15 protein-coding genes and 1 riboswitch are annotated in these 14,926 nt (G+C 63.3%); of the genes, 1 reads left to right on the top strand and 14 read right to left on the bottom strand.

Annotation, left to right across the window (positions count from 1 at the left end; genetic code table 11):
- Positions 1-58 precede the first annotated feature (58 nt).
- The 13 genes from BM403_RS15835 to cobO form a co-directional block, all read right to left on the bottom strand.
- Positions 59-610: a glutathione peroxidase gene (locus BM403_RS15835; protein WP_064052713.1), complete on the bottom strand. Its 552-nt coding sequence runs from the start codon at positions 608-610 to the stop codon at positions 59-61.
- Between the two features lie 150 nt (positions 611-760).
- Positions 761-1,960, bottom strand: a complete 1,200-nt coding sequence (locus tag BM403_RS15830) for an MFS transporter (RefSeq protein WP_175538079.1) — start codon at positions 1,958-1,960, stop codon at positions 761-763.
- A 63-nt stretch (positions 1,961-2,023) separates the two neighbouring features.
- Entirely contained in the window at positions 2,024-2,428 is a 405-nt protein-coding gene (locus BM403_RS15825) for a MarR family winged helix-turn-helix transcriptional regulator (protein ID WP_015885231.1), read from the bottom strand.
- 42 nt (positions 2,429-2,470) lie between these two features.
- Complete coding sequence (locus BM403_RS15820) at positions 2,471-3,199, bottom strand: adenosylcobinamide-GDP ribazoletransferase (RefSeq protein ID WP_093543688.1); 729 nt, start codon at positions 3,197-3,199, stop codon at positions 2,471-2,473.
- A 2-nt stretch (positions 3,200-3,201) separates the two neighbouring features.
- The gene (cobC, locus tag BM403_RS15815; RefSeq protein WP_015885233.1) at positions 3,202-3,777 is read right to left on the bottom strand and encodes an alpha-ribazole phosphatase family protein; all 576 of its coding nucleotides are present in this window, start codon (positions 3,775-3,777) and stop codon (positions 3,202-3,204) included.
- Positions 3,774-4,829 (bottom strand): nicotinate-nucleotide--dimethylbenzimidazole phosphoribosyltransferase, encoded by a 1,056-nt coding sequence (gene cobT, locus BM403_RS15810; RefSeq protein ID WP_093543686.1) that lies wholly within the window; start codon positions 4,827-4,829, stop codon positions 3,774-3,776. The genes cobC and cobT overlap by 4 nt, the downstream gene beginning before the upstream one ends.
- Positions 4,826-5,347: a bifunctional adenosylcobinamide kinase/adenosylcobinamide-phosphate guanylyltransferase gene (gene cobU, locus BM403_RS15805; protein ID WP_093543685.1), complete on the bottom strand. Its 522-nt coding sequence runs from the start codon at positions 5,345-5,347 to the stop codon at positions 4,826-4,828. Before cobU ends, cobT begins: the two co-directional genes overlap by 4 nt.
- 1,009 nt (positions 5,348-6,356) lie before the next feature.
- Positions 6,357-7,808, bottom strand: a complete 1,452-nt coding sequence (locus BM403_RS15795; RefSeq protein WP_015885236.1) for a cobyric acid synthase — start codon at positions 7,806-7,808, stop codon at positions 6,357-6,359.
- Entirely contained in the window at positions 7,805-8,794 is a 990-nt protein-coding gene (gene cobD, locus BM403_RS15790) for a threonine-phosphate decarboxylase CobD (RefSeq protein ID WP_015885237.1), read from the bottom strand. Before cobD ends, BM403_RS15795 begins: the two co-directional genes overlap by 4 nt.
- Positions 8,787-9,695, bottom strand: a complete 909-nt coding sequence (gene cbiB, locus BM403_RS15785) for an adenosylcobinamide-phosphate synthase CbiB (RefSeq protein WP_046036015.1) — start codon at positions 9,693-9,695, stop codon at positions 8,787-8,789. The genes cobD and cbiB overlap by 8 nt, the downstream gene beginning before the upstream one ends.
- Entirely contained in the window at positions 9,692-10,342 is a 651-nt protein-coding gene (gene bluB / locus BM403_RS15780) for a 5,6-dimethylbenzimidazole synthase (protein ID WP_093543681.1), read from the bottom strand. The genes cbiB and bluB overlap by 4 nt, the downstream gene beginning before the upstream one ends.
- Entirely contained in the window at positions 10,339-11,742 is a 1,404-nt protein-coding gene (locus BM403_RS15775) for a cobyrinic acid a,c-diamide synthase CobB (RefSeq protein ID WP_093543678.1), read from the bottom strand. Before BM403_RS15775 ends, bluB begins: the two co-directional genes overlap by 4 nt.
- Entirely contained in the window at positions 11,739-12,350 is a 612-nt protein-coding gene (cobO, locus tag BM403_RS15770; protein WP_015885241.1) for a cob(I)yrinic acid a,c-diamide adenosyltransferase, read from the bottom strand. The genes BM403_RS15775 and cobO overlap by 4 nt, the downstream gene beginning before the upstream one ends.
- A gap of 77 nt (positions 12,351-12,427) precedes the next feature.
- A riboswitch (cobalamin riboswitch) is annotated at positions 12,428-12,681 on the bottom strand.
- Between the two features lie 99 nt (positions 12,682-12,780).
- Here cobO and BM403_RS15765 point away from each other — a divergent pair.
- Complete coding sequence (locus BM403_RS15765) at positions 12,781-14,094, top strand: PQQ-dependent sugar dehydrogenase (RefSeq protein WP_093543675.1); 1,314 nt, start codon at positions 12,781-12,783, stop codon at positions 14,092-14,094.
- A gap of 166 nt (positions 14,095-14,260) precedes the next feature.
- On the opposite strand, the gene BM403_RS15760 is transcribed toward BM403_RS15765, so the two are convergent.
- The gene (locus BM403_RS15760; RefSeq protein ID WP_046036011.1) at positions 14,261-14,800 is read right to left on the bottom strand and encodes a C40 family peptidase; all 540 of its coding nucleotides are present in this window, start codon (positions 14,798-14,800) and stop codon (positions 14,261-14,263) included.
- Positions 14,801-14,926: the final 126 nt, after the last annotated feature.

The raw sequence follows: 14,926 nt of genomic DNA, 5'->3' as shown, positions 1-14,926 counted from the left end.
CCGCATTAAAAAGCCCCGCTCTCCTGCAAAGGAGGCGGGGCTTTTTAATGCACGCCGATCACGGTTTGGAGGCGATCGCCTCCTCCACCGCCTTGATCAGCTCCGGGCTGTCAGGCTTGGTCAGGCTGGAGAAATTGGCAATCACCTTGCCCTGCCGATCCACCACATACTTGTAGAAATTCCACTTCGGCGGCGTGTCGGTCTGCTGCGCCAATACCTTGAACAAATGCACCGCGTCCGGCCCCTTGACCCTTTGTGGCTCGGTCATGGTAAAGGTCACGCCATAATTCACGTAACACACCTTGGCGGTCTCTTCACCGGTCTTGGCTTCCTGCTTGAAGTCATCGGACGGCACGCCGATCACTTCCAGCCCTTCGCCCTTGTAGCGTTGATACAACGCTTCGAGCCCTTTGAACTGTGGGGCGAACCCGCAGAAGCTCGCGGTATTGACGATGACCAAGGGTTTGCCGGCAAAACGTTGGCACAGGTCGATGGATTCCTTGGCGCGCAGCTTGGGCAATTGGCCTTCCAGCAGCGGCGGGCAACTGGCAGCCAAGGCGACACTGCCGATTGCCATCAGGACGGGTACAGCGAGCCAGCGCATCTGCATGTCGGGTGTCCTTCAAAATATTCAGGCTACGAACTTAACAGATCGACATACCCAGTTGCATCAACGCCAGCCCGCCGTGTTGCCAGCCCCACCAGGCCAGTATCACCAGGAGCAACCCTGCGATAAGTATCACACCGCGTACCGCTAGGCTCATGCTGCCTCCATCTGCGCCTGCAATCGTGCCACCGGCCGCTCGCGCACCGGCCAGTTAAGCGCCGCGGCGAGCAGGCTCAACAGAATTGCCACCTGCCAGATCAAATCGTAGTTACCGGTACGATCATAGACCACCCCGCCCAACCAGCCGCCCAGGAATGAACCAAGCTGGTGGAACAGGAACACGATCCCACCGAGCATCGAGAGGTTTCGCACACCAAACAGTGTCGCGACGGTGCCGTTGGTCAGCGGTACGGTGGACAGCCACAAGAAGCCCATGGCCATGCCAAACAGGTAGGCCGTGACTTCGGTAACCGGCGCCCACAGAAACAGCACAATCACCACCGCACGCAACAGGTACAAACCGGTCAGCAAGCGCGGCTTGGACATGCGCCCACCGAGCCAGCCGGCGGTGTAGGTGCCGAAGATATTGAACAGGCCAATCAGCGCCAACACCGTGGTGCCGACGGTGGCTGGCAGGTGCTGGTCCACCAGGTAGGCCGGCAAATGCACACCGATGAACACCACCTGGAAACCGCAGACAAAAAAGCCGAAGGCCAACAGCCAGAAGCCGGAATGGGAACAGGCTTCCTTCAACGCTTCACGCAAGGTTTGCTGACCGGCCATCACCGGCAACGGCCGGTCCTTGAGCATCGCGACCAGCGGCAGAATCAGCGCCACCATGAGGCCCAGCGCCAGCAGTGCTGCAGACCACCCCAACCAACTGATCAAGCCCAAGGTGCCCGGCACCATCGCAAACTGGCCGAACGAACCGGCAGCGCTCGCGATGCCCATGGCCATGCTGCGTTTTTCCGGGGCCACGGCGCGGCCGACCACACCGAGAATCACCGAGAACGAGGTGCCGGACAGGCCGATACCAATCAGCAGGCCGGCACTGAGGGACAGCGACCACGCCGAATCGGACATGCCCATCAGCACCAGGCCCACCGCGTAAAGAACGCCGCCGACAAACACCGCTTTGGTGGCGCCAAACCGATCGGCCAGGGCGCCGGTAAACGGCTGTGCCAGCCCCCAGATAAGGTTCTGCAAGGCGATGGCAAAGGCAAAGGTTTCACGGCCCCAGCCGAACTCGCTGCTCATCGGCGCCAGAAACAGGCCGAACCCGTGTCGCACGCCCAACGACAACGCCAGGATCAGCGCACTCCCCACAAGAATCCAGCCACTGGTGCGCCACATCGAGGTCATTTCTTATTCTCCGCTTGCGGGTATATACCCGCTTATAGTCGAACAAACCCGCGATCAGGCGAGTTCGTCCAGCAAGGCCAACAAGGTTTCGCGTTTTTCCGCGCCGAGTTGATCGATCAATTTCTGCTGCGCCGCCTCCCAGGCAGGTAATGCGGCGGCGAGTCGTGCCTCACCGTCGTCGGTCAACTTCACCAGGCGGTTACGCAAGTCATCCCCCTCAACCAACTGCACCAGGCCCTCGCCTTCCAACACTCGCAGGTTACGGCCCAAGGTGCTGCGATCCAGGCCCATGGCGTCGGCCAGGTTGGAAATGCTCGGCTGATCGAGTCGCTGCAGGTTGCACAGCAAGGAATACTGGGCGACGTTGATCCCGAAGCCATCAAGGGCGCCGTCGTAATGCCTGCTGACGCCACGGGCGGCACGTCGCAGGTTGGTACATAAACATTGGGAGGCAAGCATGGAACGTGTATATACCCGCGATTAAGGAAATGCAAGAAAGTGTTACAGCGCCAAGCCGACCAATACCGCGACTTCCAGCAGCTCCAGCAAGGCGCCCGCGGTGTCGCCCGTGGTGCCGCCCAGGCGATTGACCATCAGTTGGCGCAGCCCGATAAAACAGATCGCCGCGAGCAATACCGCAACACCACCGCTGAAGCCGCCGATCAGGATGCACGCCAGCCCACTGAGGATCAGCACCTGTTGGCCGACGATCCTCGGTAAATGATCCGACAATGCCTGGCCTAATCCGCCAGCACGCACATAGCGCGTGGTGAGAAACAGCGCCAGCATCGATGTGCGGCCGATCAACGGGGCCAGGATCAGTGCGGCGCCGTTCTGCTGTTCGATCAAGGCGACCAAGGCGGTGAATTTGAGCAGCAGCACCAGCCCGAGCGTGACGACGGCAATCGGCCCGCTGCGCGGGTCCTTCATGATCGCGAGCGTTCGCTCGCGATCGCCGAAGCCGCCCAGCCAGGCATCGGCGCTGTCCGCCAGACCGTCCAGGTGCAGGCCGCCACTGAGCAGCACCCAGGCCGTCAGCAACAGTGCGGCATGCAGCAACAGTGGCGCGCCCATCAATGCAGTGTTCAGGGCCCACAACAGCACACCGAACAACACACCGACGACGGGATAAAACAGCAACGAGCGGCCCAGCTCCTGAGGCTGCGGCATGCCCGGCAGGCGAATCGGCAGGCTGCTGAGAAATTGCAGGGCGATCCAGAATGGCAGCATGGTTACCCCACTTCCTTCAGCGCGCCATCGTTGGCGACCTGCAGACTGAATAGCCCACCGTGGCCAACCTCCACGTTTAGCAATTGCTCCCGAGGCAAGCCACGCGCTTGCGCCAGTAACAGGCGCATCACGCCGCCATGGCTGATCAACAACACACGCTCACCGGCGTAAGCCTGATGCAAACGTGCGACAGCGCCCAGAACCCGACCGGAAAAGTCGCTGACAGGCTCCCCCTCCGGCGGCGTAAAACTGTAGGGATCAGCCCAGAACAAGCCCAGCCCCTCGGCGTCGGTCTCCATCAAGGCGGCGGCACTTTGCCCCTCCCAGGCACCGAAGTGCAGCTCTTGCAGATCCTTTTCCAGCGTGACCGGCAGGTTGAGTTGAGCGCCCAATGCCTCGGCGAACCGCGCACAACGTTGCAGTGGCGAACTGACCAAGCGGTCCCACGGCCCTTGCGCCACAACAGCAGCACGCATCTGCGCCCAGCCCTTGGTGGTGAGTGCGTCATCCAGGCTGCCGCGCAGGCCGCCGCCCATCTCGGTTTCGCCGTGGCGCAGCAGGTCGAGGCGCAAGGTCATGCCGGACGGTCTGCCACGGCGGCTTCGGCGAAGGTCGCCATCTGCCCGTGCAGCGCGCAGGCCAGGCGCAACAACGGCACCGCCAGCGCAGCACCGCTGCCCTCACCCAGGCGCAGACCCAGTTCCAGCAATGGCTGCGCGTCCAGACGCTGCAGCACATGACGATGGCCAGGCTCGGCACCGCGATGGCCAAACACCAGCCATTCACGGCACGCCGGGTTCACGCGTGTCGCCACCAGCGCCGCGACCGTGCAGATGAACCCATCCACCAGCACCACGATGCCTTCCTGGGCGCAGGCCAGATACGCACCCACCAGTGCGGCAATTTCAAAGCCACCAAGATTGAACAGGGTCTGCAACGCATTACCGCGCTGGCCGGCATGCAACGCCAGCGCGCGTTCGATCACGGCCACTTTGTGGCTGACACCCTGGGCATTCAACCCGGTGCCCGGCCCGGTGAGGTCGCTGACCGGGCAATCGAGCAAGGCACACGCCAGCGCACTGGCGGCGGTGGTGTTGCCGATGCCCATCTCGCCGCCGATAAACAGTTGCGCCCCGTTTGCCAACGCACGCCACGCACTGTCGCGACCGGCTTGCAGGGCGAGCTGCCCCTGAGCCTCGGTCATCGCCGGGCCGTTGACGAAGTTGGCCGTGCCCGCGCCGATATTCAAGTGCCGTACACCCGGCAGATCCAGCGACGGCGTCACCGTCCCCAGGTCGACCACTTCCAACTGCGCACCCAACTGCCGCGCCAATACGCTGATGGCCGCGCCACCGGTGACAAAGTTCTGCAGCATCTGCCCGGTGACTTCCTGGGGAAACGCCGACACGCCTTCCGCAACCACGCCATGGTCACCGGCGAAAATGGCGATCCACAGAGAATCCACCGACGGCTTGACCTGGCCCTGCAGGCCGGCCAATTGCACTGCCAGCGCCTCCAACTGACCGAGGGAACCAGCCGGCTTGGTCAATTGTTGCTGGCGCGCCAGGGCTTGTTCGTACGCTTGAGCATCGATCGCCTTACAAGGGTTGAGCCACCAGGTGTCAGTCATAACGCAGTACCTTTCAAAGTCAGGGGCAGGCCGGCAACGGTCAGGACAACACGCTGACACCGCTCGGCCAAGGCTTGATGCAGCCAACCGGCTTCATCCACATAGCGGCGAGTCAATTCGCCCAGCGGCACGACACCCAGACCGGTCTCGTTGCTGACAAAAATGATTTCACCCGGCAGCGAGGCCAGGGTTTCCAGCAGTTGTTCGCGTTCGAGCGCCAAGCGTTCGACGTCCTCGATCATCAGCAGATTGGTCAGCCACAGCGTCAGGCAGTCCACCAGCAGACACTGCCCCACGGCAGCGTTCTCCCGAAGCACCCGCGCCAGCTCAACAGGCTCCTCGATCAAGCCCCAATCGTCCGGGCGACGTTGGCGATGCAGCGCGACGCGCGCGTTCATCTCGCCATCCAGCGGTTGGCTGGTGGCAATGTAAATGACGGGCAAGGCACTGTCGCTGGCGAGCCTTTCGGCGAGACGGCTTTTGCCGGAGCGAGCGCCACCGAGGATCAGTTGAAGCATGGGATGGCACCTTGGGTTGGCTGAAGTGGGTCGGCTGTCAGGCCGCCATCGCGGGCAAGCCCGCTCCCACATTTGGGGCGTGGGGCATCAGGTAAAGGGTGGTCGGCCGTCGGGCCGCCATCGCGGGCAAGCCCACTCCCACATTTGGAGTGGGGGGCATCAGGTAAATAGGGGTCGGCTGTCAGGCCGCCATCGCGGGCAAGCCCACTCCCACATTTGGAGTGGGGGGCATCAGGTAAATAGGGGTCGGCCGTCGGGCCGCCTTTGCGGGCAAGCCCACTCCCACATTTGGAGTGTGGGGCATCAGGTAAATAGGGGTCGGCTCTCAGGCCGCCTTTGCGGGCAAGCCCGCTCCCACATTTGGAGTGTGGGGCATCAAGTAAATAGGGGTCGGCCGTCGGGCCGCCATCGCGGGCAAGCCCACTCCCACATTTGGAGTGGGGGGCATCAGGTAAATAGGGGTCGGCTGTCAGGCCGCCTTCGCGGGCAAGCCCACTCCCACATTTGGAGTGGGGGGCATCAGGTAAAGGGTGGTCGGCTGTCAGGCCGCCTTCGCGGGCAAGCCCGCTCCCACAGAAAAGCAGATCCGCGTTTGATCTGGCTTTTGATTTTGATCTCAGGCGCCCCGTAAAACCACGCTGGCCGAACGCAGGCTTTGGAGCGTGGGTAACCCGGCAGGACGCCGGGTTAGCCGCGCTGGGCCAAGGATGGCCCATCGCGGCGGCCCACGCTCCAAAGCCGGAGTGAGGGCATGCCGAGCCTAGGCGAGGTGCCGAGTGGTGGGGCGAGGACCTTTTGGTTACTTTTGGGTCCTTCCAAAAGTGACCCGCTGTAAGAGCGGAACCACCAGCAGCCGTTACCACAGGAATGGATATGTACACCGACCCAACGCCTTCGCGGGCAAGCCCACTCCCACATTTGGAACGTGGGGCATCAGTTAAATAGGGGTCGGCTATCACGCCGCTATCGCAGGCAAGCCCGCTCCCACACTGGAATCGCGTGCACACCGTCAAATCCCACATAGCTCACGTAACAGTTCAGTATCCAAATGGTTTTCCACCAAGTCAGCCAGACGCTCAATATCACGCTCGCGCAAGGCGTGATAGTCCACTGCCTGCACATCCTCCAACCCCGCCCAACGCAGCAAAGCACTGCACGCCGCCGCCGTTTCGAACAAACCGTGCAGGTAAGTGCCAAGGATCTGCCCATCCGCACTCTGGGCGCCATCGCTGCGCCCGTCATCCAACAACACCGCAGCATTCGACAGGCCATCGCCGGTCGTCACGCCCGCATGGATCTCATACCCGCTGACCTGCGCATCCTCGAGCAACAAACGCCCGCGCACGTTGCGCAGCTGCTTCTCTTCTTCCAGCGTGGTGCTGAACGCCAGCAACCCCAGGCCATCGCTGGAACCGGCGGGCCCTTCGAGGCCCAGCGGGTCATGCACCTGCTCGCCGAGCATCTGCAAACCGCCGCAAATACCGAGCACCTTGCCGCCATAGCGCAAGTGCCGTGCCACGGCGGTTTCCCAGCCGTTGGCGCGCAGATAGGCCAGGTCACTGCGCACGCTTTTTGAGCCTGGCAGGATGATCAGGTCGGCGGCAGGAATCGGCTGGCCTGGGCCGACGAACTGCAGATCCACTTGGGGATGCAGGCGCAGCGGATCGAAATCCGTGTGGTTGCTGATACGCGGCAACACCGGCACCACCACCTTGAGCACCTGCGCCGCCTTGTCGATCTGACGCCGGTCGATGCCGTCTTCGGCTTCCAGGTGCAGGTCCATCACGTAAGGCAATACGCCCACCACCGGTTTGCCGGTGCGTGCTTCCAGCCAATCCAATCCCGGTTGCAGCAATGCAATGTCGCCGCGAAAACGGTTGATGATGAACCCTTTGACCCGCGCCTGTTCCGTGGGCGACAGCAATTCCAGGGTGCCGACCAGGTGGGCAAAAACACCGCCGCGATTGATGTCGGCGATCAGCAGCACCGGGCAATCCACCGCCTCGGCGAAGCCCATGTTGGCGATGTCATTGGCGCGCAGGTTGATCTCCGCCGGAGAGCCTGCGCCTTCTACCATCACCACCGGGTAGGCCTCGCTCAACCGTGCGTGGGAGGCCAGCACCGCTTGCATCGCAATGGCTTTGTAGTCGTGATAGGCCACCGCGTTCATGCTGGTCACGGCGCGGCCATGGATGATCACTTGGGAGCCGGTGTCGCTGTTGGGCTTGAGCAGCACCGGGTTCATATCGGTGTGCGGCGCCAGGTTGGCGGCCTGGGCCTGCACCGCCTGGGCGCGACCGATCTCGCCGCCTTCGGCCGTCACCGCGCTGTTGAGCGCCATGTTCTGCGGTTTGAACGGCGCGACCGCCACGCCCTGGCGTATCAGCCAGCGGCACAGCGCCGTCACCAAGGTACTTTTGCCGGCGTCGGAGGTGGTGCCTTGCACCATCAGCGTACTCATGCAGTTTCCTTATAGGCGGCCAGGGCCTCGTCGAGGCGCAGCCAGTCGACCTCAGTGCCGGGCAAGCCAAAACGCAGGCTACTGTCGTGAACAAACAGGCGCAGCAGGATGCCGCGCTGGGCCATGAATTCGTACAGGCGTTCGGCGTGGGGCGTGATCAGCCATTGGAATAAGGCGCAGCCGCCCTGGGGTTGAAAGCCGTGGCGCTCAAGCAAGGCGAACAAGCGCTGTCCCGCCTCGATGCAACGCACGCGTTGCCGCGCCTGCCCGGCGGTGTCGCGCAGGCACACTTGGCCCAGCACCCGCGTCGGGCCGCTGACGGCCCAAGGCCCGACCTGTTCGGCGAGCAGCTTGAGCAGCTTGCGTTCGGCCAATACAAAGCCCAGTCGCACGCCGGCCAGGCCGAAGAATTTACCGAACGAGCGCAGCACAATCAGGCCGACTTGATGCGCCTGGCCCGCCAGGCTCAGTTGCGGGGTGACGTCCATGAAGGCTTCGTCCACCACCAGCCAGCCGCCGCGCCGGGCCAGCCGCGAATGCCAGTCCAGCAAGCGTTGCGGGGTGAGGCTCAGGCCAGTGGGATTGTTGGGATTGACCACCACCAGCACGTCGAGGCTATCGAGAAAGAAGTCGACCTCCTGCTCCTGCACTTCGCGCACCACGTAACCGGCACGGCGCCAGGCTTCGGCGTGTTCGGCATAGCACGGCGACAACACCCCGACCTTGCCGGCACGGCGCAGGCGTGGCAGCAACTGGATGGCCGCCTGGGAGCCCGGCACCGGCAATAAGTGCGCAGCGCCGTAATACTCGCCGGCAGCCTGCTCCAGGCCGTCGTCGGTTTCCGGCAGGCGCGCCCAGGCGCGCAAGGGGATCTCGGGAATCGGCCAGGGCCAGGGCGCGAGGCCGCTGGACAGGTCAAGCCAATTGGCTTCGGCTATCCCGTACTGAATCGCTGCCTTGCGCAGCCGGCCACCGTGTTCAAGCATAGAATTGCGCCCCCGCACATAGGATCAGCAGCCACAACCATACGCCGCGCTGCACCAGTTGCCAGCCCCGGTCGATGGAATCGGCATCCGCCGCCGGGCCTTCGCCCAATGGCGGGCGCTGGTGCACTTCACCGTGATAGATCGCCGCGCCGCCCAGCTCCACGCCCAGGGCGCCGGCACCGGCAGCCATCACCGGACCGGCGTTGGGGCTGTCCCACGTCGGGCCTTGAGTGCGCCAGCATTGAAGCGCCAGTCGGGTTTTGCCGAGTACGGCGTAGGTCAACGCCACCAGGCGCGCGGGAATGTAGTTCAACACATCGTCGATTTTTGCCGCCGCCCAGCCGAAACGTTCAAAGCGCTCGTTGCGATAGCCCCACATGGCATCCAGGGTGTTGCTCAGGCGGTAAAGCACTACGCCCGGCACGCCAGCGACCACAAACCAGAAAATCGCGGCGAATACCGCATCGCTGCCGTTTTCCAGCACCGACTCGGTGGCGGCGCGGGCGACTTCGGTGCGGTCCAGCTCACTGGTCTGGCGACTGACCAGGTAGCTCACACGCTTGCGCGCTTCCTCCAGGTCATCGCTGCGCAGGGCCTGGGCCACGGGCATAACATGTTCGCCGAGGCTGCGCATGCCGAGTGCGCAGTACAACGCCAGGATCTCCAGGACCCAACCGATATACGGCGCCCACGACAAGGCGGTGGCCAGCAGCGTCAACGGCACCACGGCGATCACCCACGCGGTCACGCCATGGCTGCGCCAGCCGCGACCGCCGCTGTTGAAACGTTGCTCGATGCGCCCGGCGAAATTGCCGAACGCCACCAGCGGATGCCAGCGCCTCGGTTCACCCAGCAGCGCGTCCAGCGCCACGGCAGCGACACACAGCAAGGCCACACTCATTGACTCACTCCCCACACATTCTCATACAACATGTCACTCAATGGCCGAGGTTCGGTCCAGCCTTCGAGCTGCAACATCGGTGCCGGGTAGAACGCGTCCACTGGCCCCAGGCACAGCACGGCCAAGGGTTTCGCGCCGGGCGGCAAACCCAGCAGATCGGCCAAGGCCTGAGGCTCGAACAGCGACACCCAGCCCATGCCCAGGCCTTCGACGCGGGCCGCCAGCCACAGGTTCTGGATTGCACAGGACAACGACGCCATGTCCATTTCCGGCAAGGTACGCCGGCCGAAGATGTGCCGCTCGCGATCGTCCATCAACGCCGCCACCAAGACTTCGGCGCAATCGTGAATACCTTCGACCTTGAGCTTCATGAACGCGTCGGAACGTTCGCCCAAGGCCTCGGCAGTGCGCACGCGCTCTTCCTCCACCAACTGTTGAATCTGGCTACGTAACACGCGGTCGCTGACGCGAATAAAGCGCCAGGGCTGCATCAGGCCAACGCTGGGGGCCTGGTGTGCAGCCTGCAGCAGGCGGTGGAGCAATTCGGGGGCGACAGTGCCGCCGCTGAAGTGGCGCATGTCGCGGCGTTCGGCGATGGCACGGTAGACGGCCTGGCGGTCGGCCTCGGGGAAGGCGTTGTCGGTCATGGCCTCTTCGCGGGCAAGTCGAATCCTCGCACCGCCCCTCCCACAGGTTGATCTGTGAACACTGTCGCGGTGGGAGCTGGCTTGCCTGCGATGGCGGTCTCAAGGTCCGGCGCAAACAAGGCGGCCACCGCGGCCGGATTCGACGGGAAATAAAAATGCACGTAGGAAGCCGTCATCCGTCCCTGCCGATACACCGCCTCGGCCCCGCGCCCACCGTTGGGGCTCAGGCCACGGGCAATCGGTTGCCACTCGGTGCTGGTCAGGGAGTGATGATAGGTATGGCCGCGCAGGGTGCCTTCCGGCAATTCGACACTTTGCAGCGCCAGGGCCGCCAGTTTCTTTTGCATCACGGCATCGCCCTGCAGCAGGCCGAGCAGTTTGGCACGGGTGCCTTCGACGTCAGTCAGCGAGTCGAGCAGGTAGAGCATGCCGCCGCACTCGGCAAGCAAGGGTTTGCCGGCCACGTGATGGGCACGGATGGCGTCGAGCATCGAGGTATTTTCCGACAGCGCCTGATGATGCAACTCCGGGTAACCACCCGGCAGATAGAGACTGTCGGCGTCAGGCAATTCGCGATCGTGGATCGGCGAGAAGAAGCTCAACTCGGCCCCCATCGCACGTAGCAGGTCGAGGCTGGCGCCGTAGGTAAAGGCAAAGGCTTCGTCGCGGGCCACAGCGATGCGCACGCCATTGAGCAACGGCTCAGCGTGGATCACTTGCGGCGCGGCAAAGGTCACGGGTGGCGGCAAGGCCACTTCGCAACTGCTGCCCAGCGCTTGCGCAGCGGCGTCCAGGCGCACATCGAGGTCATTCAGTTCACTGGCCTGCACCAGGCCGAGGTGCCGGCTGGGTAATTCGATACCGGTCTCGCGGGACAATGCGCCGTACCAGCGCAAGCCTTCGGTGAGGCTGCCTTCAAGCAATTGCGCATGCCGCAGGGTGCCGACGCGGTTGGCCAGCACGCCCGCGAACGGCAGGTCCGGCTGATAACGCGCCAAGCCCAACGCCAGCGCGCCGAACGTCTGCGCCATCGCGGTGCCGTCGATCACACCCAGCACCGGCACGCCGAAGTGCCGCGCCAGGTCGGCGCTCGAGGGTGTACCGTCGAACAGGCCCATCACACCTTCGATGAGGATCAGGTCCGCCTCCCCTGCCGCTTCCCACAGCAAACGGCGACTTTCCTGCTCGCCGACCATCCACATGTCCAATTGATACACCGGCGCACCGCTGGCACGTTCGTGGATCATCGGGTCGAGGAAGTCCGGGCCGCATTTGAACACGCGCACCTTGCGCCCCAGGTTGCGGTGCAAACGGGCCAGTGCGGCGGTGACGGTGGTTTTGCCCTGGCCGGACGCCGGTGCGGCGATCAATACGGCCGGGCAATGACGGGGCTGATTCAAAGTTCGACGCCCTTCTGTGCCTTGATACCGGCCTGGAACGCGTGTTTGAGCATGCCCATTTCGGTGACGGTGTCGCCCATTTCGATCAGCTCAGGCTTGGCGCCACGGCCGGTGACCACCACGTGTTGCATCGGCGGGCGGGCTTGCAGGTCGCTGAGGACCTGGTCCAGGTCGAGGTAGCCGTGCTTGAGGGCGATGTTCAATTCGTCCAGCACCACCAGGCCGATGGTCGGGTCTTGCAGCAATTCACGGGAAACCGCCCAGGCGGCTTCGGCGGCGGCGATGTCGCGCTGACGGTCCTGGGTTTCCCAGGTGAAGCCTTCGCCCATCACATGGAAGCGCACTTGCTCGGGGAAGCGGCGGAAGAACAATTCTTCGCCGGTGCTGTTGCGCCCCTTGATGAACTGCACCACGCCGCACTGCATGCCGTGGCCCATGGCCCGCGCCAGCATGCCGAACGCGGAGCTGCTCTTGCCTTTGCCGTTGCCGGTCAATACCAGCAGCAAACCGCATTCGTTGGGGGAATTGGCGATGCGTTCGTCGATCACGGCTTTTTTGCGCAGCATGCGCGCCAGATGGCGTTCGTCGCGTTCGGGGGAATCGGTCATGGCAGCTCTCCGTTGGGGCTGGACAAAAACGGCGGGCAGGAAAAAGGAACACAGACAGCCAAGCATCGCCCACCGTGATGCTGTTGGATGTTTCAGGCCGGTCTCCGGGCTCATGAGTGGCGCTTGCGTTAATCAAGCAGGCAGGCCGACGGTGCGCCTTCCCATATCGCTGGCGATACAGTGGCAAAAGGCACCGTCTTGACTCATTTACCGTTGCGGGGGCAGCGCCGGAATCGCGGCAGCACTGTGTACAAGTGCGCTCACTCACCGGCTTCCCTGTTTCACTCCGTCGACCCATGGGTCACGGAGCACCTGGAACAAGCCGCGAAGGTTAGTGGGTTGGGGGTGGAGCGTCAATTAAAGCTGGCCTTGGACTTGAACCAACGCCTCGGCTACCTCCTCTACCCTTACAGGTATTAAGGAGAACACCATGCATAAAACCAGACTTGCCCTACTCATCATGGTCGCCGGCACCCTCGCCGCCTGCGGTGAAAGCTCCACCCTCCAGGTCTCCGACGGCACCGGGCCTTCGCCCAAATTGCCGGAACCGAACAAAACCCTGATCCCCACGGTGAATATCGCGCCCGCCATCGGCTGGCCCGAAGGCGTGAAGCCAACCGCCGCTGCCGGCACTCAGGTGGCGGCGTTCGCCGAGGGCCTCGACCACCCGCGCTGGCTGTATGTACTGCCCAACGGCGACGTGCTGGTGGCGGAAACCAACGCGCCGCCCAAGCCGGATGATTCCAAAGGCATTCGTGGCTGGGTCATGGAAAAGGTCATGGGCCGCGCCGGCGCCGGGGTACCGAGCCCGAATCGCATCACACTGCTGCGTGATGCCGACCACGACGGCGTCGCGGAAACCCGCACGGTATTCCTGGAAAATCTTAATTCGCCCTTTGGCATGACACTGGTCGGCAACGACCTGTACGTGGCGGACTCGGACAAGCTGTTGCACTTTGCCTATCAACCGGGCGAAACCGCGATCAAGCAAGCCGGTACTAAGGTGGTCGACCTGCCAGGCGGGCCGTTGAACCACCACTGGACGAAAAACGTGGTGGCCAGCAAGGATGGCAGCAAGCTGTACGTGAGTGTCGGTTCCAACAGCAACGTGGGGGAAAACGGCCTTGAAGCGGAACAGGGCCGTGCGGCGATCTGGGAAGTGGACCGCGCCAGCGGCCAGCACCGCATTTTCGCCTCCGGCCTGCGCAACCCCAACGGCATGGCCTGGGAACCGCAGACCGGCAAGCTGTGGACAGCGGTCAACGAGCGCGATGAGATCGGCAGCGACCTGGTGCCGGACTACATCACCTCGGTCAAGGATGGCGCCTTCTATGGCTGGCCGTTCAGCTACTACGGCCAGCATGTAGACGTGCGCGTCAACCCACAGAATCTCGACCTGGTGGCCAAAGCGATTGCACCGGATTACGCGGTAGGCCCCCATACGGCGTCGTTAGGCCTGACATTCGCAGAGGGCAGCAAGCTTCCAGCGCAATTCAGCCACGGCGCGTTCATCGGCCAGCATGGTTCGTGGAACCGCAAGCCGCACAGTGGCTACAAGGTGATCTTCGTGCCGTTCGAAGGTGGGCAGCCCAAAGGACAGCCGGTGGACGTGCTGACCGGGTTCCTCGACAAGGATGAGAAAGCCATGGGCCGGCCGGTAGGTGTGGTGATTGATCAGCAGGGGGATTTGCTGGTGGCCGATGACGTGGGAAATAAGGTGTGGCGCGTGTCGGCGGCTAAATAAACACCGCAAAGCCAATGTGGGAGGGGGTTTGCTGTGATTAGGGGAGGCGCGAAGATTCGACTAGTCCCCCGCCGGGTTCACTGAGGATCCGGTGGGGCCGCTTCGCAGCCCAGCGCAGGGCAAGCCTGCTCACCACAGCAAGCCCACCTTTGGGCCTGGGTTTAATTCAGGGATTACGCGCCAGATTCGCCGGCAACACGCGTTTGGCGCTCAGGTAGGCATTCTGCCAATACGCCTTGGACAGGGTATCCAGCTTCACCGTACCGCCGGTTTGCGGCGCGTGCACAAAGCGGCCCTCCCCCACGTAGATCCCGGCATGGCTGACCTGGGAACCGCCACCGGTGGCGAAGAACAAGAGGTCGCCGGTCTGCAGGTTTTGCTCGCTGACATCCTGGGCGCGCATCACAATCAGTTCACGGGTGGTACGCGGCAAGGAGATCCCGGCAGCATCACGGAAGACAAACCCAATCAGGCCGCTGCAATCAAACCCCGAGTCCGGGGTATTCCCCCCCCAACGGTACGGCGTGCCGACCAGGCCAAGCGCACGGAAAAGCACGTCTTCGGCCGCAGGCGAGAAATTCTGGGTGGAGTAGTTGAACACCGGCTTAGGTTTCACCGCGACAGGCGCGGGCGGCGGTGGACGGCTTGCGCAGGCGCTGAGCAGCGCGGCGCAAACAATAAGAATCAGGCGGGCCGAGGTCGACATGTGCAGAACAATCCTGGTCTGGATGCGGCTTTCGCTGCCGAACGCTGAAAACCAGAACGCGCAAGCAAAGCTCGCGCGAACGGATTACAACAATGTCCAGGGATTCTAGCGCTTACACGTCAAACT

Origin of the sequence: Pseudomonas sp. OV546 (assembly GCF_900116845.1) — a bacterium.
Lineage (GTDB): Bacteria > Pseudomonadota > Gammaproteobacteria > Pseudomonadales > Pseudomonadaceae > Aquipseudomonas > Aquipseudomonas petroselini.
The sequence above is the reverse complement of the archived record's forward strand: the minus strand, read 5'-3'. Positions and strand labels throughout refer to the sequence as shown.